Origin of the sequence: Sutcliffiella halmapala (assembly GCF_050107295.1) — a bacterium.
In the GTDB taxonomy this organism is placed as follows: Bacteria; Bacillota; Bacilli; order Bacillales; family Bacillaceae_I; genus Sutcliffiella_A; species Sutcliffiella_A halmapala_A.
In genome coordinates this window covers 1-21,691 of record NZ_JBNIKR010000004.1, presented here as the reverse complement: position 1 = coordinate 21,691, position 21,691 = coordinate 1, and the positions used below count along the sequence as shown (strand labels likewise).

20 protein-coding genes and 1 tRNA gene are annotated in these 21,691 nt (G+C 42.9%); 2 read left to right on the top strand and 19 right to left on the bottom strand.

Annotated elements, in window-relative coordinates; translation table 11 throughout:
* Positions 1 to 186: 186 nt before the first annotated feature.
* The 3 genes from yihA to lonB form a co-directional block, all read right to left on the bottom strand.
* Positions 187 to 771 carry a ribosome biogenesis GTP-binding protein YihA/YsxC gene (gene yihA, locus ACQCT5_RS07670; RefSeq protein WP_386640675.1) on the bottom strand — a complete coding sequence of 195 codons (585 nt, stop codon included), beginning with the start codon at positions 769 to 771 and terminating at the stop codon, positions 187 to 189.
* On the bottom strand, positions 768 to 3,092 hold the full coding sequence (gene lon / locus ACQCT5_RS07665) for an endopeptidase La (RefSeq protein WP_499640609.1): 2,325 nt from the start codon (positions 3,090 to 3,092) through the stop codon (positions 768 to 770). The genes yihA and lon overlap by 4 nt, the downstream gene beginning before the upstream one ends.
* Positions 3,093 to 3,582: 490 nt before the next feature.
* Entirely contained in the window at positions 3,583 to 5,268 is a 1,686-nt protein-coding gene (gene lonB, locus ACQCT5_RS07660; protein ID WP_499640607.1) for an ATP-dependent protease LonB, read from the bottom strand.
* A gap of 140 nt (positions 5,269 to 5,408) precedes the next feature.
* On the opposite strand from lonB, the gene ACQCT5_RS07655 reads away from it, so the two are divergent.
* The gene (locus ACQCT5_RS07655; protein ID WP_499640605.1) at positions 5,409 to 5,975 is read left to right on the top strand and encodes a tubby C-terminal domain-like protein; all 567 of its coding nucleotides are present in this window, start codon (positions 5,409 to 5,411) and stop codon (positions 5,973 to 5,975) included.
* 41 nt (positions 5,976 to 6,016) lie between these two features.
* Here the strand turns inward: ACQCT5_RS07655 and clpX are convergent, their stop codons facing one another.
* From clpX to ACQCT5_RS07580, 15 genes are all read right to left on the bottom strand, one after another.
* Positions 6,017 to 7,285, bottom strand: coding sequence for an ATP-dependent protease ATP-binding subunit ClpX (gene clpX / locus ACQCT5_RS07650; RefSeq protein ID WP_499640603.1), 1,269 nt, complete (start codon positions 7,283 to 7,285; stop codon positions 6,017 to 6,019).
* A 368-nt stretch (positions 7,286 to 7,653) separates the two neighbouring features.
* Entirely contained in the window at positions 7,654 to 8,940 is a 1,287-nt protein-coding gene (gene tig / locus ACQCT5_RS07645) for a trigger factor (RefSeq protein ID WP_499640602.1), read from the bottom strand.
* Between the two features lie 217 nt (positions 8,941 to 9,157).
* Positions 9,158 to 10,186: a tetratricopeptide repeat protein gene (locus tag ACQCT5_RS07640; RefSeq protein ID WP_499640600.1), complete on the bottom strand. Its 1,029-nt coding sequence runs from the start codon at positions 10,184 to 10,186 to the stop codon at positions 9,158 to 9,160.
* A gap of 221 nt (positions 10,187 to 10,407) precedes the next feature.
* A tRNA-Arg gene (locus ACQCT5_RS07635) sits at positions 10,408 to 10,484 on the bottom strand.
* Between the two features lie 159 nt (positions 10,485 to 10,643).
* On the bottom strand, positions 10,644 to 11,147 hold the full coding sequence (locus ACQCT5_RS07630; RefSeq protein ID WP_499640599.1) for a metallophosphoesterase: 504 nt from the start codon (positions 11,145 to 11,147) through the stop codon (positions 10,644 to 10,646).
* A gap of 10 nt (positions 11,148 to 11,157) precedes the next feature.
* A complete protein-coding gene (locus ACQCT5_RS07625) occupies positions 11,158 to 11,760 on the bottom strand; it encodes an XTP/dITP diphosphatase (protein WP_499641156.1) in 603 nt (200 codons plus the stop codon).
* A 2-nt stretch (positions 11,761 to 11,762) separates the two neighbouring features.
* Positions 11,763 to 12,530, bottom strand: a complete 768-nt coding sequence (gene rph / locus ACQCT5_RS07620; RefSeq protein ID WP_499640597.1) for a ribonuclease PH — start codon at positions 12,528 to 12,530, stop codon at positions 11,763 to 11,765.
* 136 nt (positions 12,531 to 12,666) lie between these two features.
* Positions 12,667 to 13,758, bottom strand: a complete 1,092-nt coding sequence (locus ACQCT5_RS07615) for a GerMN domain-containing protein (protein WP_499640595.1) — start codon at positions 13,756 to 13,758, stop codon at positions 12,667 to 12,669.
* A 147-nt stretch (positions 13,759 to 13,905) separates the two neighbouring features.
* Complete coding sequence (gene racE, locus ACQCT5_RS07610) at positions 13,906 to 14,715, bottom strand: glutamate racemase (RefSeq protein ID WP_499640594.1); 810 nt, start codon at positions 14,713 to 14,715, stop codon at positions 13,906 to 13,908.
* 9 nt (positions 14,716 to 14,724) lie between these two features.
* Positions 14,725 to 15,177 carry a MarR family winged helix-turn-helix transcriptional regulator gene (locus ACQCT5_RS07605; RefSeq protein ID WP_386640705.1) on the bottom strand — a complete coding sequence of 151 codons (453 nt, stop codon included), beginning with the start codon at positions 15,175 to 15,177 and terminating at the stop codon, positions 14,725 to 14,727.
* 230 nt (positions 15,178 to 15,407) lie between these two features.
* Positions 15,408 to 15,632 (bottom strand): spore germination transcription factor GerE, encoded by a 225-nt coding sequence (gene gerE, locus ACQCT5_RS07600; protein ID WP_047972062.1) that lies wholly within the window; start codon positions 15,630 to 15,632, stop codon positions 15,408 to 15,410.
* Positions 15,633 to 15,769: 137 nt separating this feature from the next.
* On the bottom strand, positions 15,770 to 16,234 hold the full coding sequence (locus tag ACQCT5_RS07595) for an acyl-CoA thioesterase (RefSeq protein WP_499640590.1): 465 nt from the start codon (positions 16,232 to 16,234) through the stop codon (positions 15,770 to 15,772).
* 93 nt (positions 16,235 to 16,327) lie between these two features.
* On the bottom strand, positions 16,328 to 17,095 hold the full coding sequence (sdhB, locus tag ACQCT5_RS07590) for a succinate dehydrogenase iron-sulfur subunit (protein ID WP_386640711.1): 768 nt from the start codon (positions 17,093 to 17,095) through the stop codon (positions 16,328 to 16,330).
* Positions 17,092 to 18,852 carry a succinate dehydrogenase flavoprotein subunit gene (gene sdhA, locus ACQCT5_RS07585; protein ID WP_499640588.1) on the bottom strand — a complete coding sequence of 587 codons (1,761 nt, stop codon included), beginning with the start codon at positions 18,850 to 18,852 and terminating at the stop codon, positions 17,092 to 17,094. The genes sdhB and sdhA overlap by 4 nt, the downstream gene beginning before the upstream one ends.
* A 33-nt stretch (positions 18,853 to 18,885) precedes the next feature.
* The gene (locus ACQCT5_RS07580; RefSeq protein ID WP_386640716.1) at positions 18,886 to 19,494 is read right to left on the bottom strand and encodes a succinate dehydrogenase cytochrome b558 subunit; all 609 of its coding nucleotides are present in this window, start codon (positions 19,492 to 19,494) and stop codon (positions 18,886 to 18,888) included.
* Between the two features lie 354 nt (positions 19,495 to 19,848).
* Between ACQCT5_RS07580 and ACQCT5_RS07575 the strand changes: the two genes are divergently transcribed.
* A complete protein-coding gene (locus ACQCT5_RS07575; RefSeq protein WP_499640585.1) occupies positions 19,849 to 20,289 on the top strand; it encodes a YslB family protein in 441 nt (146 codons plus the stop codon).
* A gap of 258 nt (positions 20,290 to 20,547) precedes the next feature.
* Here ACQCT5_RS07575 and ACQCT5_RS07570 read toward each other — a convergent pair whose 3' ends face one another.
* The gene (locus ACQCT5_RS07570) at positions 20,548 to 21,489 is read right to left on the bottom strand and encodes a carbohydrate kinase family protein (protein ID WP_499640583.1); all 942 of its coding nucleotides are present in this window, start codon (positions 21,487 to 21,489) and stop codon (positions 20,548 to 20,550) included.
* Between the last annotated feature and the right edge of the window lie 202 nt (positions 21,490 to 21,691).

Genomic DNA, 21,691 nt, shown 5'->3' with positions numbered 1-21,691 from the left:
TAATTCAGTATATTCCCTCGTAAGCAAAGACTACCTCCCATGTAACATAGAGATGCTCCCACATACTCCCGTATCCTTTCTATTCCCTTTCGGCAATTCTGAATAAACCTATATTTTATAACTTTTAAAAAATTTAAAATGAAATGTAAAAAAAGCGGCAGGACTAATGTCCTACCGCTTCATATGTTATTTCATTCTCTTTTGAAGGATACCCCACACTTCATCTTTTCCTTGTCCGGTTTCAGAAGAGAAAAGAACTACTTCATCCTCCTGATCCATATCCAAGGTTTCTCTTACTACCTTCTTATGCTTCTGCCATTTGCCTTTAGGGATCTTATCCGCTTTCGTCGCAATGACGATCACCGGAAGATCATAGTGCTTCAGATAGTCATACATCGTCACATCGTCCTTGGATGGCGGGTGGCGCAGATCGACGATCATCAAAACAGCACGAAGCTGCTCGCGTGATGTCAAATAAGTCTGCATCATTCTGCCCCAGGCGTCACGTTCCGATTTTGGCACTTTAGCGAATCCATAGCCTGGAACATCCACAAAATGAAGCATTTCATTGATCAAGTAAAAGTTCAATGTTTGGGTCTTACCCGGTTTGGAGGAAGTTCTCGCAAGGTTTTTTCGATTGATCATCTTGTTGATGAACGATGATTTCCCTACATTGGAACGACCCGCCAAGGCAAATTCCGGCAAAAGATCACTAGGATACTGTTCTGGTTTTACGGCACTGATTACAATTTCTGCTTGTGTTACTTTCATTGTGTCTCTCCTGTTAATGCGTGTTCCAACACTTCATCTAGATGTGATACTAAGACAAACGTCAAATCTTCCCGCACACTTTCTGGAATATCATCCAAATCTTTTTCATTATCTTTTGGTAGTATTACTGTCTTCAGTCCTGCACGATGCGCACTTAAAGATTTCTCCTTTAGTCCGCCAATTGGCAGCACCCGTCCTCTTAAGGTAATCTCCCCGGTCATTCCCACCTCTTTGCGGACCGGTTTCCCAGTTAATGCGGAGATGAGGGCTGTTGCCATCGTGATACCTGCAGAAGGGCCGTCTTTCGGTACAGCTCCTTCAGGAACGTGTATGTGGATATCGTTTTTCTCGTTAAAATCAGGATCGATATTCAACTCTTTCGCTCTGGAGCGGATAAAGCTGAATGCCGCATGTGCAGATTCCTTCATCACATCGCCAAGCTTCCCAGTCAGGAGCAGCTTTCCTTTACCCGGAGATAAAGAAACTTCAATGGATAAAGTATCTCCTCCAACAGTCGTATACGCCAATCCTGTCGCTACACCAACCTGATCCTCGAGCTCAGCCTGTCCATAACGGAATTTCGGCTTTCCTAAAAATTCCGGTAGGTTCTTATTGGTGATGATGACACGTTTCTTGCTACCCGATACAATGACCTTAGCTGCTTTTCTGCAGATGGAGGCAAGCTGTCTCTCCAGACTACGGACTCCCGCTTCTCTCGTGTGGTAACGGATAATGGAAAGAATCGCTTCATCACGGATCTGAAGCAGGTTTTTCTGCAATCCATGCTCTTTCGCCTGTCTTGGCAATAGATGGTCTTTACCGATATTCAGCTTTTCTATTTCTGTATACCCAGCGATCGTGATTATTTCCATACGGTCACGAAGCGGCCCAGGAATTGTCGCCAGATTGTTGGCTGTCGCCACAAACATGACGTTCGATAAATCATAGGCCTCTTCGATATAATGGTCACTGAAATTAAAATTCTGTTCCGGATCCAGCACCTCCAACAGGGCAGAAGAAGGATCCCCACGGAAATCATTGGACATCTTATCGATTTCATCCAAGAGGAAAACTGGATTGATTGTTCCCGCTTTTTTCATTCCTTGAATAATACGGCCCGGCATGGCACCGACATAGGTTCTTCTGTGTCCACGGATTTCAGACTCATCCCGCACGCCGCCCAGGGAAACTCGGACGAACTTTCTGTTCAGGGATTTTGCAATGGATCTCGCAAGCGACGTTTTCCCCACTCCTGGAGGTCCCGCCAAGCAAAGAATCGGCCCCTTCAGTGATTTTGTCAGCTGCTGTACCGCCAAGTACTCCAGTACGCGCTCTTTTACATTTTCCAAACCGAAATGATCTTCATTCAGGATTTGTTCGGCTCTTTTAATATCAAGCTGATCCTCTGTGGAGATATCCCATGGCAAGCCTAATAGCCAGTCGATATAATTGCGGATTACAGAGCTTTCGGCTGAGCTGGATGGGATTTTTTCATACCGGTCGATTTCTTTTAATGCCGTCTTTTTCACGTTCTCAGGCATGTCAATCTTGCTCAGCTTTTCTTTCAGTTCTTCAATTTCACCTGCTTTGCCTTCCTTATCACCAAGCTCTTTTTGAATTGCCTTCATTTGTTCACGAAGGTAATATTCCTTCTGCGTACGTTCCATCGAACGCTTCACGCGAAGTCCGATTTTCTTTTCCAATTGAAGTACTTCTTTTTCGTTGTTTACATACTTGATTACTTTATGAAGTCGATCCTTTACGTCTCTCGTTTCGAGCACCGCTTGCTTCTCTTTCATTTTTAACGGGAGATGCGAAGTGACGATATCCGCCATTCTTCCCGGCTCCGCAATATCAGAGACCGTATGATACGTCTCGATCGTCGTCTTCTTTGAAAGCTTCGTATATGTATGAAAGTATTCCAATAACGTTCTCATCAACGCTTCATCTTCTGCATCCTTATCCTCTGTATCAGGATAGGTCAGCAACTTCGCTTCCCAATGTGTTTCCTTCTCGATGAACTCTTCAATCTTAGCACGCTCAAGCCCCTCTACCAGTACACGGACCGTCCCATTTGGGAGCTTCAGCATCTGCTTTACCTTCGTCAATGTTCCCCATTCATACAGATCCTCTTCTGATGGTACATCCGTACTTACCTCTTTTTGTGTAGAAAGGACTACAATATTGTCATTCAGCATTGCTGTTTCCAAGGCCTGAATGGATTTATCCCTGCCCACATCCAAGTGAAGCACCATCGTCGGAAACACCATCAAACCTCTTAAAGGCAATAATGGAACATGATATTCCTTATTCTCTGCCATCGTAACACCCCCGTACGCTATCCATTGTTGTTTCATCTTTGTTCAATTCTATCCTAATTGCATAGCCCTGTCTAATTAAGAGTGGGCAAATACAAAGAAAAGATATTGTTTGTACTATTCTTTACTTGTTTCAGGAAGTTATTATCAAAACCAGTAGTAAAAATTTTACCTTTTTAGGGGTGGAAGTGCAATAAATGAGTTTATTTGAGGTGTTAAAGGAGGTTGAATAAGGAATGGTTGATTCACTTACTGCTCTCTTTTCCTGGGGTGAGGGTATCAAAAGGAGGGATTGATTACCTCACTGCTCTCTATTAACTAGAGTGAAGGTTATCAACCAGCGCGATTGATTCCTCTTCACCATCAGTTTAGATAAAGAGAGGGTATCAACAAGCGTAATCGATACCTTCACCTCCCATAATAAACGGCAATGAGGGTATCATTTTCACGATACCCCCACCACAAAAAGTTCTATTTATTGAAGCAACCAGTGTTACATCGATTCCGTTTTCGGTACAGAGATTGGCACCTGTAGTATATTCTCGATAATGGTGTCGGTCGCTTTTTCCCTTACCAAGGCCAGTTCCAGGACTTCCTGGAACTCATGCACCGGAATCACTTCGATTCCTTCTATTTCTCTGATGATGGACTGCATATTTTCTGCTGGGATAATCACTCTCTCAGCCCCCGCCTGCTTAGCCGCCTTAATCTTTGGAATCACTCCACCGATCGGTTTGACTGTACCATGGATACTGATTTCCCCTGTCATCGCAATCAGATTGGAAACAGGCAATTTGAAGATGGCGGAATAGATTCCTGTTGCCATTGCTATTCCCGCTGAAGGTCCATCAATCGGGACACCTCCAGGAAAGTTCACATGGATATCGAAATCAGCAGCAGGTACCCCAAGTGAACGCAGTACCGTGATGACATTTTCCACCGATCCCTTGGCCATACTTTTGCGGCGCACTGATTTGCCGCTTTGGCCACCAAGGCTTTCCTCTTCCACGATTCCAGTTATATTCACCGTACCTTTTTTAGGCTCGGTCGGGATGGCCGTTACTTCAATTTCCAATAACGCTCCTGAATTTGGTCCAAATACCGCAAGGCCATTTACGAGACCAAGCTGTGCTTTTTCCTTGATTTTGTTTTCGTATTTAGGTGCTAGCTGACTGGAATGGATGACCCACTCAATGTCTTCAAGCTTCACTTCGTATCTGTCTTCTGTAATGGCAAGGCCTGCGGCAATCTGCATCATGTTCACCACTTCCCGCCCATTTCTTGTGTATGAGGCGAGCAGACTGATTCCAGCCTCCTCTGCTGTCATATGTATCTTGTCCACAGCGTTCCTTGCAACCACTTCCAACTCTTCTTTGTCCAATTCACGGAAAAATACTTCCATACAACGGGAGCGAATAGCTGGAGGTATTTCGTTTGGTGTTCTTGTAGTTGCACCAACCAACCGGAAATCCGCCGGCAGACCATTTTGGAAAATATCATGAATATGTTGAGGGATTTGATGATTCTCTTCACTATAGTACGCACTATCAAGGAACACTTTTCGGTCTTCAAGCACTTTCAGGAGTTTATTCATTTGAATGGAATGCAGCTCCCCGATTTCATCAATGAAGAGCATCCCTCCATGCGCATGGGTTACAGCACCCTGTTTCGGTTGTGGTATACCAGCTTGTCCCATCGCACCTGCACCTTGATAGATCGGGTCATGCACAGATCCAATCAACGGATCGGCAATTCCTCTTTCATCGAATCTGGCTGTGGTTGCATCCAGTTCAATAAATACCGCAGATGATTTAAAAGGTGACTTCCTGTTCTTTTTTGCTTCCTCCAATACCAGTCGTGCTGCAGCAGTTTTCCCCACTCCAGGAGGTCCGTAAATGATGACATGCTGTGGATTTGGTCCGCATATTGCCGCTTTCAATGCTTTGATTCCGTCTTCTTGTCCGACTATTTCTTTGAAACTGGTCGGCCTCACTTTTTCCGCCAAAGGCTCGGATAGAGAGATGCTTCTCATTTTACGTAATTGTTCCATTTCCTTTTTTGACTCTTTATCAATTGAGACTTTCTGAGTACGTTGATTTCGTAGCAGGTTCCAAAAATAGAGTCCAATGATGACTCCAAAGAAAAGCTGAATAAACAGTGCAATACCTGTCCAAGACATAATTACCCTCCTGCATTCGTGATGTGATTATTTGCTAGTATCTCCGTGCAAAAGATGGAATAAACCACAAATGTGCATTTGGTTAAATTATGAAACTTATTCTTTGCTTACCCGTAAAATACAAGGAAGGGGGTGCTTTTTTGCAGGAATATACATTTACCTTACCACTGTTCAAATATTCATCGAAACCATTAAAAATTTCTAATCTAGAAGGACAAACAATAGCCTCTTTTGGACGGACCTATCGAAAAAAATGGATAGAAATCATATCCAAACTGCCTATCCCGATTTTATCGGAAGGTGTCATCGTGTTTTTCGGGAAAAAGGATTGCAGAGGATCTGCACAAACTGGGGAGGAACTGATAGTACAGGAACGAACCTTTAAAGAGAATTTATTAAGGATGAAGTGGGATATTCTCATACAAAATCAGCAGTTTGAAGAAAAGAAATATATTTTAAAAGATATATCTAAAGTAAAGACGCATGGCAAGTTCCTATATGAAAAGGAGAATAATACCCTTACAATTCAAAAGGAGATGTTCAAGCGGAAAGCCTACATAAAAAGTGATGGAATGCTTGTTGCTGAAATTAAAGTGGAGAAGCGTTTTCCAAAGCCCAGATTCAGTTTTGTCATTCATAGGGAGAATTTGATTTCCCCCTTGGAAATCGGAGCACTTTACTTTATTTTCAATATGCAATTTGATTGAATACAAAAAAGAGCACTCCCAAAGGAATGCTCTTTTACTGTTTATGCAGATGTCTTTTCGTCCTCTTCCAATTCGGATCCATCATCCAGAATCAGTTTTGGAGCGACATTGTTTGCTACGGTATCAGCTGTGATGACACATTTTTTAATATCATCTCTTGAAGGAAGTTCATACATCACATCAAGCATGATGCCTTCAATGATGGATCTTAGTCCACGTGCACCCGTTTTTCTTTCGATCGCTTTTTTCGCAATCTCAACTAACGCTCCATCTTCAAACTCAAGCTCGACATTATCAAGATCCAACATTTTTTGATATTGCTTCACAAGTGCATTTTTAGGCTTAGTCAGGATTTCGATCAATGCATCTTCATCCAACGGCATTAAGCTTGCAGTAACCGGAAGACGTCCGATGAACTCCGGGATTAAACCAAAGCGAAGAAGGTCTTCTGGCAACACTTTAGCAAGAAGTTCCTTTTGCTCCAGCTCATCCGCCTTTGCTTCAACAGTTCCGAATCCAATTACCTTTTTACCTAGACGGCGCTTGATGATTTGTTCGATTCCGTCAAATGCCCCACCGCAAATAAATAGGATATTCGTGGTATCGATTTGAATGAATTCCTGATGAGGGTGCTTACGTCCGCCTTGTGGAGGTACACTTGCAACAGTACCTTCCAAAATCTTCAGCAACGCTTGCTGTACACCTTCACCGGAAACGTCGCGCGTAATGGAAGGATTCTCCGACTTACGTGCCACTTTATCAATTTCATCGATGTAGATGATGCCTTTTTCAGCCTTTTCTACATCATAGTCCGCCGCTTGAATCAGTTTAAGCAGAATATTCTCTACGTCTTCCCCAACATAACCAGCCTCTGTCAAAGAAGTCGCATCGGCAATAGCAAAAGGAACATTCAGTATTCTTGCTAAAGTTTGAGCCAATAAGGTTTTCCCACTACCAGTAGGGCCGATCATGGCAATATTACTCTTCGCAAGCTCCACATCATCAATCTTGCTATTCGAATTGATACGCTTGTAGTGGTTATATACCGCTACGGAAAGCGATTTTTTAGCAGACTCCTGTCCAATAACATACTCGTCTAGAATATCACGAATCTCTTTTGGTTTCGGAACGTCTTTAAACTCAACTTCTTCCTCTGTACCTAGCTCCTCTTCCACAATCTCTGTACAAAGTTCAATACATTCATCACATATGTATACACCTGGCCCAGCAACAAGTTTTCGAACTTGATCCTGCGTTTTCCCACAGAAAGAACATTTTAATTGTCCTTTTTCGTCATTAAATTTAAACAAATTGTTTCACCCCTTATCATTTCTCTCTATTCTCATCCACCGGCTGGCTAAGATAAAACAAAGAATAGAAATGCCGAACAGACATATTATCCTGCCCAGCTTTCTTATCCAATAAGAAAAAATCCATTTTCCCATTAATCAAAACGAATAGTTATGTACTGCATTTTACCACATATTTACCTAACATTTCTAATAATATCTCTTTGGTTATGTATGGATATTTTAGAGGAAGAGTCCGTACTATTGTATCCATGATATGAAATAAATAACACAGCGATGGGTGGAAATAAAGGAAAATCTAATCAGAATCTTGTCCAGATGGTACAAAACAAGGCACGATTAAGTCGCGCCTTGTCTCTTATTTATTATTATGCAACATCTTTACTGTTTTCTACAAGGAAATCAATTGCTTTTCTGATTTTCAAATCTTCTTTAAGACCTTCCAAGCTTCCTAGTGCTTGCTTGATTTGCTCTACAGGCATATTGTACATGCCAGCCATTTTTTCTACCTCTTCGTTCGCTTCTTCATCTGTTACTTCGATGTTTTCAGCAATGGAAATAGCTTCAAGAGTCAAGTTCATTTTCACACGCTTTTCTGCATCCTCTTTCATTTGAGTGCGCAGAGCTTCTTCGTCCTGACCAGAGAATTGGAAGTAAAGATCTAAAGTCATACCTTGCATTTGAAGGCGTTGTTCGAATTCTTTAACCATGCGGTCAGTTTCTGTTTTCACCATAGCTTCTGGAACTTCCACTTCTGTGTTTGCAGCAGCTTTTTCCACTAGAGTGTCACGAAGATGATTGTCAGCTTCTGTTTTCTTTGCTTCTTCTAAACGAGCTTTTGTTTTTGCTTTAAGTTCTTCAAGCGTTTCAACTTCTTCGTCTACATCTTTCGCGAACTCGTCGTCAAGTGCAGGAAGTTCTTTTGTTTTGATTTCGTGAAGTGTCACTTTGAATACAGAAGGCTTACCAGCAAGCTCTTCAGCGTGGTACTCTTCAGGGAAAGAAACTTCTACTTCTTTCTCTGCTCCAGCTGTCATTCCAACCAGTTGCTCTTCGAAGCCTGGAATGAACGTGTTAGAACCGATTTCCAAAGAATAGTTCTCCGCTTTTCCACCTTCGAAAGCTTCGCCGTTTACGAATCCTTCAAAGTCCATCACAACTGTGTCGCCATTTTCTACAGCGCCTTCTTCTTTTACTACAAGCTCAGCTTGACGCTCTTGAAGACCCTTTAATTCAGCATCTACATCTTCGTCAGAAACGTTTGCATCCATACGCTCAACTTCTAACCCTTTGTAGTCGCCAAGTTTAACTTCCGGCTTCACGATTACTTTCGCAGTGAATACCAAAGGCTGGTTCTTTTCGATGTTTTCGATATCGATTTCCGGTTGGTCAACAGGCTCGATACCAGTTTCAGTTACAGCTTTTGCATAAGCTTCAGGAAGAATGATATCAAGAGCATCTTGATAAAGTACTTCCACACCAAAGCGTTGTTCGAACATTCCACGAGGTACTTTACCTTTACGGAATCCAGGTACGTTAACTTTTGTTACAACTTTTTTAAATGCTTCGTCAAGACCCTTGTTAACAGTTTCAGCGTCAACTTCGATTGTTAACACGCCTTGATTTCCTTCTAACTTTTCCCATTTAGCAGACATAATTTTCCCTCCAACATCTATTTTCGAAAAAGATAATGAAACAGTCACTATCTAATCGGCATAACCACATTTTCACGCGGTTGTTTGTTTATAAAATTTGCTGCATGCACATTCCTGATTGCCCCATATTCTGGCACAACCTAAGAAACCTATATGGTATATACAGTTTACAACCCTTACATTATAACACAACCTGCAACGAGTTCAACAGATACCATTATAAATGTAAAAATGAAAAATCTTCAAGCTTCCTAATTTGGTCAAGGATGCCCTCCAGTTCAACAGTCTTTACACCGTATTGCTCAAAAAATTCCTCTTCGTCATCAGGAATACCATAGAGAACATTGCCTAACCTATGCAATCCTGCTGCCCAAATTTTTGGGGAAGAGGGATGAAAAGGGATTGGAAACTGTGCAGTATGTAACCTTACAAGCATTTCCTTCAAGCTTTCGAATAAAACCGGATTTTCGCTATTAACGGAATCATCCAATATTCCAATCACTTTGTTTAAAAATGGATCCTCTTCACCAGTGGGTAGATCCTTTGGTACGACAACAGCGGTTTTCCCCAGTTTCTGTACGTGAAATTCCTTCTCCACTCCTTGTTCCTTCAATATATGGAGGAGAAATGTCTTTAAAACAGGATGCTTATCTACATCTTGAAGATATTGTTCGATGTCAGGAAGATAAGGACGAATATGCATCTGTTTTAATTGTTGAATGATTTCATACTGTTTTTGCAGTGTGCCTGTATGTAGCTTTTCGATGGGAAAAGTGTGCGAATCATCGTTTATTATCGGGTCTTCCTTTTCCTGCGCTTCATCCTGTCCTGGGAGCATTTTTCTCGCAAATTCCAGCAGCTGATAAAAGTTCTGTGCATACTGGGCCGGGATTTTATCTTCCTCTAAGATCGCCTCAATCGTATTCTTCACTTCCCCGTACTCTTTCAGTTGAATAAGGATTGTAATATAGATCTGGAGGATGTGAAAGTAATCCCCGATGTCTTCCCTGAGCATTTTCTTACAGCGGTTTTTCGCCTCGGCAAGCTGTCCCAGTTCCATATAACATACAATCATCCCAAGCTCCACTTCCGCATAGGCATATTCATTTTCTCTTGCTTGTTCAAACAGCGCAAGCGCCTCGGAAAACTTCTTTTCCTTCATTGTGTTCATTGCTTTTTCCAATAATCGCTGTTTAAGATTTGGAAATTCTACAACCTTCTTTATCTGTTTCTGTTTGTTTTTCATATGTATTTTTCCATCCTATTTTTTTGTGGAAATATTTGAAACAAGTGTATCAATGTTTATTGGGGAGTACAAGTGATTTGGGAATGAGTGGTGAATGGATAAATTGTCATTTCGAGATAGATGGCACTCTTTTTTCCCTAAACGAAAAAACACCACATACAATTTTATCAGCACTCAAAGATTAAGTGCTCATAAAAACGTATATGGTGCTTTAGGTAAAATGGCGTCCCAGGAGGGATTCGAACCCCCGACACACGCCTTAGAAGGGCGTTGCTCTATCCAGCTGAGCTACTGGGACATTATTAAAAGTGAATCAAGTCACAAGAAATATTTACTAATTATTATCAGCGACAAGATTTATTATATGAGATAAGGATTCTAAAGTCAACACTTTTTCAAAAACTTTTCTTATATAACTTTTAAAAAGAAGAAAGAGAGAGAAGTGGTCTTTCCCTCTCTACTTGTTGAAGGTATGAGAGGATAATCTCTCTCCCTTTTCATTATAGTAGTGTACGAAAAAGTCCAGATTTGTTTCTTCTATTATAGCATAGGTTTTATCTCGTGTCATACGTGGCAAGCTGATGCTACCAGGGTTCACAAAGAGGATTCCCCCGGTATATTCCGCACCCGCGATATGAGAGTGGCCGAAGCAGACTATATTGGCCTCCTCCTCTTCTGCAGCATACTTGATCGGCATCAAGGAGGATTTCACCTGATGTAGGTGACCATGGGCAATAAAGAGGCGATTATTGGCAACCTCTTTGATTAATTGCTGCGGATAACCACTATCGAAATCACAATTTCCCCGCACCGCGTAAAACCCTTCCATTGCCGCGCTGTCCGAGGGCAATTCAGAATCCCCGCAATGAACAAAATGCTCCACCTCATCTTGATGTCGGGCCTTCAGTTGCTGCAGGACATCAGTTTGTCCATGATTGTCACTGACAACTAGTACTTTCATCCTCTCACTCCTATTTTGTGAGAAATAGATCATCCCACTTATTGGTCAATTGCTTGATCGCATTCCCTCTGTGGCTGATTTCACTTTTTTCCTCTTTAGAGAGCTGTGCCATCGTTTTCCCTTTTTCTTCTACAAAGAATACGGGATCGTAGCCGAATCCATTTTCACCGATAGGCTGATGTGTAATCTTTCCTTCAGAGGTCCCACGGACAGTATGATTATTACCTGAAGGTTGCACGATTGCCAGTACACATACGAATCTTGCCGTTCTCTTTTCATCAGGTACATTTTCCAGCTGTCCTAACACTTTCAGATAATTTTCCCTGTCATTTTTATTAGTACCCGCGTACCGTGCTGAGTACACACCAGGTTCTCCGTTCAGGGCATCCACTTCCAACCCGGAGTCATCGGCAAGGACGGTCTTGCCCAGATATTCCGCTAGCGCTGTTGCTTTCAATAGGGCATTTTCCTCAAAGGTTGTCCCTGTCTCTTCCACTTCCGGAATCTCTGGGAAATCGGCCAACGATTTAACTGTGATCCCTTTTGGTTCAAAGATTGTTTGAAACTCCAGAACTTTTCCGGGATTGTTCGTGGCGATGATAATCTCCTGCATGTTCAACGTCTGTTCACTTCCTCTTTTGATATTCCAATGTTTTCAGCGATCGTGCCAAGCGCCTGCTTTTGGCATTCTACCAGCTGCAGCATCCCTTCCTCTGCAAGATCCAATAGCTCATTAAGCTGTTTTCTTGAAAAAGTGGCTTCCTCTCCAGTTCCCTGCAACTCTACAAAATCCAACGAACCTGTCATGACGACATTCATATCCACTTGAGCCTTTGAATCTTCTATGTAATTCAAATCAAGGATCGGCCCAAGTTGCGCATCGATTCCAACCGATGTAGCTGCCAAATAATCCGTGATTGGCAAGGCTTTGATTTTTTTCGCTTCCACAAGTTTTTGGAAGGCTAGAACCATCGCAACGAAGGCACCTGTTATCGATGCAGTCCTTGTACCACCATCGGCTTGGATCACGTCACAATCAATCCAGATCGTCTTTTCTCCGAGTTTCTCCAAGTCCACCACTGACCGCAGCGCCCTGCCTATCAGACGCTGAATTTCCATGGTACGGCCTGATACTTTTCCTTTTGTGGATTCACGCATGGTTCTTTTTTCAGTAGCTCTAGGCAACATGGAATATTCAGCTGTGATCCACCCTTTGCCCTGTCCTCGCATAAACGGGGGTACTCGATCCTCGACGGTTGCTGTACAGATGACCTTTGTCTCCCCAACTGTGATCAGGACGGACCCCTCCGGATGGGTTATGTAATGAGGAATGATTTCAATCTTTCTTAATTCATTTTTATCTCTTCCATCTACTCTCGGCATATTCTAAACTCCTTTTCTATAGTAGGCAGCATCATAACCGCCCAACAGTAAGAGTGTAAGATCACGAATCAATAGGAAAAAGAGGCAGTTACCCACCTCTTCACATGTCCTCCATTAGTATATCAAATTTTAGAGATTAAAACCTTCCTGTATTCACATTTTCGGGTCTCGCAACAGGCTCGGATACATTCGTTCCGTCTGTAGCCATCAAGTCGCCTTCCCCATTCACTGTAATGGAGATTGTTTCTACTCCGGCTTGCTCGGTTAATGTCAGGACAAGGGAATCCACTACCGCTCTGGACACCACCTTCTCCTCCAGCCCAAGGATATCTTCATTGAAATCCAGGGTCAGGTTGCCATTGGCATATTTCGGTTCAGATAAAAGCTTAATCTCATTGTTCAATTCCTTCGTCAGGCCTGAATTATAGGAGGGTCCCGCAACCAATGCATTGACGATTGCCGTATAGTCATTAGACTCTGTCATCGCTAAACGCTTCGTGACAGGAACGTAATACGGATCTCCTCCATTGTTCTCTGCAACAAAATAGAGGGTTACCGCGCGGGTATTACGGATATCGACCGTTTCAGAAGTATCAAGATTGATACCGTTGGCCCTGCTTACCCCTTTTCCGATTGGTGTCTTATTCACAGGCATTACTTCCTGGTTATGGCCGTTTACCTGGATTTGGACTTTTTTCACGTTTGGAAACTGTGTTAAAGTCCAGGTGATGGATTCCAGGATTTTCATTTCATCATTCGGATCATATTCAATGAACTCATTGGAGAAGTCAGCAACAATGGTGCCATCCTCCTTCAGGTTCACATCCACTTCTGTACCTGCCGGAAGAACCGCACGTAATCCATTAGGCAGCAGTTCCTCGATAGGACCACCCTTCACCAGATATTCCAGGGCTTGTTTTGCCGTACCTTCCGTCTTTGGCAAATCAAATGTTTGGGATACAACATAGCCATTGCTGTCGATTAAGTATAATTCCCTTTTGGTTGTTTCCGTTGCAGCTTCATCCTCACCATCAGTCGCTGTTCCCTCTGTTTCTGTTCCTTCCGTTTCATCCGTTACATCCTCGGCATCATCCACATAGCTGACATCCTTTGGAATATCTGCTTCAGGCGTAGCCTGCTCATCCCCTCCGAATAATCCACATCCAGACAATAATACAGAGGACGCAAGAACAGCTGCAGCAGTCATTTTCACTTTTTTATTAGACATAGGTTTCCCTCCTAAGACGGTTTGTACTAACATGTATACGAACCCTATGTCTAAAATAGACCGGATGAAAAAAGAATTTGTCCAAAAAGAAAAACTCCTTCTGGCATGGAAGGAGTTTTTCTTTTAATGCCTATGGAGTCCATGTTTTTATATCGAGATGGGTTCCAAAACAATCGTCTTCACATTTTTGATCTGCTGTTCAAACAGTTTGGAGGCGATTTTTTCGAAAAGCTCTTGGGAGCCTGTTGTATAGAATACATGCTCGTCTTTGGAGTTTTTCCGGTTCAGTAGTTTCTTGAAGTTCAGGATGGTACTCACTTCCCTTGCCGTTTCATCCCCTGAACAGATCAGCTGGACGTCAGGTCCCATCACTTCCTGGATGGTAGGTCGCAACAGCGGATAATGGGTGCATCCGAGAATCAGCGTATCCATGCCCATCCCCTGGAAAGGAATCAAGGTTTCACGGACAATGCGAAAGGCAGCTTCTCCTTCGAATTCCCCGCTTTCCACCAATGGGACGAAGTTGGGACAGGCAAGGCTGTCAACTGTGACATCGTTATTGATTGATTTTAACGCGTTTTCATAAGCACCACTATTTACTGTCCCTACCGTACCTATTACGCCAACATGGTTGTTGGACGTGACTTTCAGTGCAGTTCGGGCACCAGGATCCACGACACCTATGACAGGAATGTCCAACTGATCCCTGATTTCCTCCAACACAACTGCTGTCGCGGTATTGCAGGCGATCACGAGCATTTTGATATCGTGAAGCAGCAGAAATCTTGTCATTTCCCAAGTGAACCTGCGGACCTCTTCAGCAGGTCTTGGTCCATACGGACAACGGGCTGTGTCACCCAGATAGATAATTCTTTCTTTTGGAAGCTGTCGCATTATTTCTTTTGCAACTGTAAGGCCTCCAACTCCCGAATCAATTACGCCAATTGGTCTTTGCAACTAAATCCCTCATTCTTTCATTTCTAGATGTAATCGTGCTAAACACTTTTCTAACATGAAAATCTCATCTTGTGAATAGTTCTTTAGGATGTTTCGCAAATATTCCTGTCTCTTATGCACTACTTCTTCAATGATCCGCGCGCCCTCTTCCAAAAGATGGATGCGCACCACGCGACGGTCGTTAGGATCTTTTACTCGCTGTACGAGTTCATTTTTCTCCATGCGGTCTACCAGGTCTGTTGTCGTGCTGCACGCGAGATACATTTTGGTGGAAAGCTCCCCGATCGTCATATCCCCGCCCTCCATCAACCATTGCAAGGCAACAAATTGTGGTGGTGTAATCGTATAATTGCTAAGGATTTCGCGACCTTTCTGTTTTACCAGTGTCGCTATGTACCTTAATGATTTTTCAATATCCGCTACCAGTTGATCTTCTGATACTAACTCATTTTGCATTGTCATTCCCGACCCTCTTTCTACATATATGTCTTTTTATCTATATTCTGAAAGGACTTGTGAAGTTATTAGTAACACGAAATTAAATGTTCTCCTTACCATTCTCTTATGTTTTCCTCAAAAATGCAAGATGTAACAATCAATAATCATATGAGAACCAATCGCAATACTTGGATTTTGAATAAAATAACCGACTATCTTCCTTAACAAATTGTTAATAGATAGCCGGCAGATTATTAAAGCTCTAACTCTCCCATGCGAAGAAGCTCGACAACTGCTTGGGACCGCCCCTTGACTCCCAGCTTTTGCATAGCGTTTGAAATGTGGTTCCGAACTGTTTTCTCACTGATAAACAACTCACCAGCAATCTCTTTTGTTGTTTTATCTTGAACTAACAGCTCAAATACTTCTCTTTCTCTTTTGGTAAGCAATGGCTTTGGTTGAAACTCTTTCTCCTTCAATAATTGTAACCCTCCTTGCCTTAGCCAGAGCTGAACTAGCGGATGGGTGTATATTTAGTCATGGTATAATATGTTAGCAGGCAGGATGGAGTTACATCTAAATATGCAGTTTTTCTTCTGAAAGGGAAAAAAAGGCTTTAATTTTTTATAGAGAGCGGAGAAAGGAATAAATTGCGCTGTTCCGCACTCCAGGCTTCCCCTTTTCCTGTATGCTTGTTGAGTTGAACCATCCGTCCTCTTCCAACAAAGCATGGTTCCCCATTCTCTCGTTTTCCGAGGTAATGCAAGTCCACAGAGGATGTCCCCAACTCATTCGCTTTCACATAGATTTTCAGCTTCTCCCCGAAATACACCTGCTTAAGAAAATCGCATTGCAGATCTGCCACCACAGGAATGGTGCTGCTCGTGGGCTTTGTCCAATCCTGCATGAATCCCAATGCTTTAAAGAACTCAATTCTTGACTCTTCAAAATAGACAAATGGAACAGTGTTGTTCATGTGACCAAACATATCGGTTTCCGAGAAGCGGACTGTCACCTCATGACTGAATGAGAACTCATTCATCCAATTATGCATATCATTGATATAAGCTGTATTTTTCATTTGTGATAACCTCCTGTTTATTTTCAATATCTTCAGATAAATCATTTATTTGTAAAAAAACGCCCCTTAACAAGAAAGAGGCGTTCGTTTTATTTATGCTTGGTCACTGCCAAAGAAATTACGGAACATCTGGATAGTCGTATCGCGGTTAAGTGCCGCAATGGACGTGGTCAATGGAATGCCTTTAGGACAAGACTGCACACAGTTCTGTGAGTTACCACAGTTTGCAAGCCCACCGTCACCCATGATTGCTTCCAGGCGTTCTGATTTGTTCATCTCCCCAGTTGGATGCGCATTGAATAGTCGCACCTGGGAAAGAGGAGCAGGACCGATGAAGTCCGATTTGCTGTTTACGTTAGGACATGCTTCGAGACAAACACCACATGTCATACATTTAGAAAGCTCGTAAGCCCATTGGCGTTTCTTCTCCGGCATACGCGGACCAGGCCCTAGATCGTATGTTCCGTCGATTGGAATCCAAGCTTTTACCTTTTTCAAGGAATCGAACATGCGGCTTCTGTCCACCTGCAGGTCACGGACAACCGGGAAAGTGCTCATCGGCTCAAGCACGATCGGCTGCTCCAACTGGTCTACAAGCGCAGTACAGGATTGGCGAGGCTTGCCGTTGATTACCATGGAGCATGCTCCACAGACCTCTTCCAAACAGTTCATATCCCAGTTTACAGGAGTTGTAGCTTTTCCATCTGCATTCACTGGGTTACGACGCACTTCCATCAAGGCGGAAATCACGTTCATGTTTGGTCGGTAGGGCAATTCGAATGTTTCATAGAAAGGGGTTCCATCAGGACCATCTTGACGCTTCACTTTAAACGTTACAGTTTTAGTTTGTTCAGCCATCATTCTTTACCCCCTTTTTTCTTAGAGTAGTCACGCTTACGCGGCGGAATCAAGCTTACATCCACATCTTCATAATGGAATTCAGGTGCTGATTTAGAGCCAGTGAATTTCGCCATTGTAGTTTTTAGGAATTCTTCATCGTTACGTTCCGGGAAGTCCGGTTTATAGTGCGCACCGCGGCTTTCATTACGGTTATAGGCACCAATTGTCACTACACGCGCCAATTGAAGCATGTGGAATAGCTGACGGGTGAACGCCGCTCCCTGGTTGCTCCATTTTGCTGTGTCATGGATATTGATATTATCATATCGCTCTAATAGTTCCTGGATTTTCGCATCTGTCTGTAAAAGCTTATCGTTGTAACGAACAACTGTTACGTTGTCTGTCATCCACTCGCCAAGCTCTTTGTGAAGGACATACGCGTTCTCCGTACCATTCATCGTCATGATGCGGTTCCATTTCTGCTCTTCTTCTTTTACATAGCGATCGAAAAGGGACGTTCCAAGTGAATCTGTAGATTTTTCAAGTCCGTTCATGTATTCAACCGCTTTTGGACCAGCTACCATACCGCCATAGATGGCAGATAACAGGGAGTTGGCACCTAGACGGTTTGCACCATGTTGGGAATAATCACATTCTCCTGCTGCAAATAGACCTGGAATGTTTGTCATTTGGTCATAATCGACCCACAGACCACCCATGGAATAGTGAACAGCCGGGAAGATCTTCATTGGCACTTTACGAGGATCATCACCCATGAACTTTTCATAGATTTCAATGATTCCACCAAGCTTGATATCCAGTTCTTTCGGGTCTTTATGAGAAAGATCCAGGTATACCATGTTTTCGCCGTTTACACCTAGTTTTTGATTTACACACACGTCAAAGATTTCACGAGTTGCAATATCACGAGGAACAAGGTTACCGTAGGCAGGGTATTTTTCCTCAAGGAAGTACCAAGGCTTCCCATCTTTATATGTCCAAACTCGTCCACCTTCTCCACGGGCAGATTCACTCATCAGACGAAGCTTGTCGTCCCCTGGAATCGCTGTAGGATGGATCTGGATGAATTCACCGTTTGCATAGTAGGCACCCTGCTGATACACGATCGATGCAGCAGAACCGGTATTGATGACAGAGTTTGTTGATTTACCGAAAATGATTCCAGGACCACCTGTTGCCATGATAACAGCGTCAGCAGGGAACGAAACGATTTCCATGCTCGTCAGGTTCTGTGCAACAACTCCACGGCATACGCCTTCGTCATCAACTACTGAACCTAGGAACTCCCAACCTTCATATTTCGTAACAAGACCGGATACTTCATGACGGCGAACCTGCTCATCAAGTGCATATAATAGCTGCTGGCCTGTTGTTGCTCCAGCAAATGCTGTACGGTGATGCTGCGTTCCACCAAAGCGACGGAAATCCAAAAGTCCTTCTGGTGTACGGTTGAACATAACGCCCATACGGTCCAAAAGATGGATGATCCCTGGTGCCGCTTCACACATTGCTTTAACTGGAGGTTGATTTGCTAAGAAATCCCCACCATATACGCTATCGTCAAAATGCTCCCACGGAGAATCCCCTTCTCCTTTTGTGTTTACTGCCCCGTTAATTCCACCCTGGGCACAAACCGAGTGAGAACGTTTAACTGGTACTAATGAAAATAAATCCACTGGTACACCGGCTTCTGCAATCTTAATGGTAGCCATTAAGCCCGCTAATCCACCGCCGACCACGATAATTTTTTTACTCAATGGTAACTCACTCCTTAATAGTTGCTATAGGTCTTATACGAATGCTAATAATGCTCGAACTCCTACGACTGAAAGAGCGACAAAGATACCCATTGTCACGTAGGTAGCAATTTGTTGAGAACGAGGAGTTACAGTAATTCCCCAGCTTACACAGAAAGACCAAAGGCCATTTGCGAAGTGGAAAATGGTTGCAATTACACCAACAACGTAAAACCCGAACATAGCAGGACTAGCAAGAATGTTAGCCATCATATCAAAGTTTACTTCCGCTCCTCTTGCAGCTGCAATACGTGTTTCCCATACATGCCATACGATGAAAATCAACGTCACAACACCTGTGAATCGTTGAACCATGAACATCCAGTTACGCCCATACCCATACTTGCTTACATTGTTCTTTGCTGTAAAAGCAATATATAAGCCGTAGATTGCGTGGAATAGAATTGGCAGGAAAATCACAAAAATTTCTAAAGCATAACGGAACGGCAGGCTCTCCATAAAATGTGCCGCTTTGTTAAATGCATCCGGACTCTTTGTAGCAAAATGGTTAACAACCAAATGCTGAATTAAGAAAATACCAACCGGAATGACTCCTAGAAGCGAGTGGAGTCTTCGAAGTAAAAATTCACGTTCTGTTGCCATCACTTAACCCCCTTTTTAATGTAAGAAAATAGATTAGATGTTTACAAGTTCTTTCTTTCACTATCTATTATAGTAAAAAATCACTCGAACTCCCGCATCCCTTTTTTAAACTTCCAATATAATGAAAGCCTTTACAGATATATCGACAAATATGTGACAAGTTTATTTTACTCCCCCATATTGGAAGCGTCAAGAAAACGCGTACAAAAATTGTAATTTTTGAAAAAGTCAAGTGCAGTTTAATATGTCAGAAAAATAAGATAATATTTTTCTAGTATAAAATACTTCTTCCGCTTCATTTATTTGTGAAGGGCTTTATTATATAATGAGGATAGTAGAAAGAGGGGAAGTAAATTGACCGAAGCAAACAAGCTGCAAGAACAGCAAGAAGAAATGGACACAACGTTACAAGTCCCTGTTTTTGGGTACGAACTGATACGCGACATGCTCCTTCCAGACCTTTTAGGAAAAGATCACACACAGATCATCTATTGGTCCGGCAAGCAGCTTGCAAGGCGATTCCCGATTGGCACCCAGGAAGAGATCTCTCAATTTTTCAAAGAAGCGGGATGGGGAGAGCTCGAGATCATTGAACAGAAAAAACACGAGATTAAATACCTTCTGAGCGGCGACATGGTGAAGCGACGCCTTGAGTTGAATAAAGACGCAATCTTCCAGCTCGAAGCCGGTTTTCTTGCAGAACAGATTCAGCGCCAAAAAGGCAAAACTGCCGAGGCAATCGAAGAGCAGAAAAAACGCCAGGAGATCTACATCACTGTCCAATGGGACAAATAACCTATACTTTCTAGCGCATGCTGCGGCATGCGCTTTTCTTTTTGTATGTTTGCGGGGCGTCCTCCGCTTTAAGTTCATTTTTGGAGAGTTGATGCGGATCCGGGGCGAGAGTTCGTGCCCAAAAAGTACAGTTCGTGCGGAATTGTGCAGAGTTCGTGCCAAACCGGGGCAAGTTCGTGCGGAACTACGAAGAGTTCGTGCCAAAACGGGGCGAGTTCGTGCGGAACTGCGCAAAGTTCATGCCAAACTGCTTTTTGACTACCTACCTGACAAAGAATCAATTTCTTCCAAGCGTGGCATCGCTGTCATAGCTCCCTGCTTTGTAGTGGCAAGGGCGCCAAGATGGTTGGCGAATCCAATGCAGTCACTAAGTGCTGCAGCTGTGGAAGGTATCCCTTTTACATGAACATATCGTAGAATCCCCGCCATGAAAGCATCTCCGGCACCCGTTGTATCGACTGTCTCTACTTTTTCCACAGAAAAATGATGGGTAATTTGATTTTGTACGACATAAGTGCCTGATTCACCGACCGTCACAAGGATCAACGGTATATCAAATTGTACAAGGTCGGCTATCCCTTCCTCCATACGCGAAGTTTTAGTCAGAAACAATAACTCCTCTTCCGTTAGCTTGAGAATATCCACTTCTGGAAAAAAGGAACGAATTGTATTTCTGCATTGTTCATCACTATCCCAGCGTGGGCGCCGGATGTTCACATCTAGGGAAAGTAAGGTGCCAGCTCCTTTTGCTAGCTTCACTGCATGGTGAGTGGTCTCGAGCGCTACTGGATGAAACATGGTACCCGAGCTGATATGAAAGATGGAGGCATGCAGGAACGCTTCGGGATCAACTTGGGATTGCTCCACTTGTATGTCCGGTGTTTCATCAACATATTTATGGAAGCTTCGTTCGCCACCGGGTAAAAGATGCACATAAACTCCACTCACTTGCTTTTCGGGAATCATTTGCGAATAATCAAGTCCCACGCCTTCCTTCAGAAGCTCCTTACGGGCGAACATACCGGTTTCATTTTCACCGGTTACCGTGATAAGCTGGGTTGGCACATTCAATCGACTCAACCCAACCGCAATATTTAATGCGGCTCCCCCAAGATGTATGATGTATGATTCATTTGTTGTATCTTTTGCTATGTAATCGACAAAAGCATCACCATAAGTGATAACATGGATTTTCTTCATTCAGCAGGAACCTCCAGGCATATTATTCAATCTAAATTATTATACAAAATTACAAAAAAAAGAGCACCCTCCAAAATAAAGTGTACCCCTTGTAAAGGACATTTTTAAAAAAAGGCTTAAGCAGCCAGAAGAAGATGATCTCTGTATTGCACAGGGGTCATCTTTTTTCTATTCCATTGATACCTAGTATGATTATAGTGAC

Excerpts from the sequence above, each read along its gene's own strand:
- lonB (WP_499640607.1), bottom strand. The coding sequence starts at position 5,268 with ATGTCTTGGACAGGTATTGCACTGTTTATTCAGCTTTTCTTTGGAGTC.
- ACQCT5_RS07630 (WP_499640599.1), bottom strand. The coding sequence starts at position 11,147 with ATGAAAGTACTAGTTGTCAGTGACAATCATGGACAAACTGATGTCCTG.
- ACQCT5_RS07625 (WP_499641156.1), bottom strand. The coding sequence starts at position 11,760 with ATGCAGGAGATTATCATCGCCACGAACAATCCCGGAAAAGTTCTGGAG.
- ACQCT5_RS07605 (WP_386640705.1), bottom strand. The coding sequence starts at position 15,177 with ATGACAATGCAAAATGAGTTAGTATCAGAAGATCAACTGGTAGCGGAT.
- ACQCT5_RS07570 (WP_499640583.1), bottom strand. The coding sequence starts at position 21,489 with ATGAAGAAAATCCATGTTATCACTTATGGTGATGCTTTTGTCGATTAC.
- sdhB (WP_386640711.1), bottom strand. The coding sequence starts at position 17,095 with ATGATGGCTGAACAAACTAAAACTGTAACGTTTAAAGTGAAGCGTCAA.
- tig (WP_499640602.1), bottom strand. The coding sequence starts at position 8,940 with ATGTCTGCTAAATGGGAAAAGTTAGAAGGAAATCAAGGCGTGTTAACA.
- ACQCT5_RS07595 (WP_499640590.1), bottom strand. The coding sequence starts at position 16,234 with ATGAAAAATACAGCTTATATCAATGATATGCATAATTGGATGAATGAG.
- ACQCT5_RS07580 (WP_386640716.1), bottom strand. The coding sequence starts at position 19,494 with ATGGCAACAGAACGTGAATTTTTACTTCGAAGACTCCACTCGCTTCTA.
- rph (WP_499640597.1), bottom strand. The coding sequence starts at position 12,530 with ATGCCGAGAGTAGATGGAAGAGATAAAAATGAATTAAGAAAGATTGAA.
- lon (WP_499640609.1), bottom strand. The coding sequence starts at position 3,092 with ATGGCAGAGAATAAGGAATATCATGTTCCATTATTGCCTTTAAGAGGT.
- yihA (WP_386640675.1), bottom strand. The coding sequence starts at position 771 with ATGAAAGTAACACAAGCAGAAATTGTAATCAGTGCCGTAAAACCAGAA.
- ACQCT5_RS07615 (WP_499640595.1), bottom strand. The coding sequence starts at position 13,758 with ATGTCTAATAAAAAAGTGAAAATGACTGCTGCAGCTGTTCTTGCGTCC.
- ACQCT5_RS07640 (WP_499640600.1), bottom strand. The coding sequence starts at position 10,186 with ATGAAAAACAAACAGAAACAGATAAAGAAGGTTGTAGAATTTCCAAAT.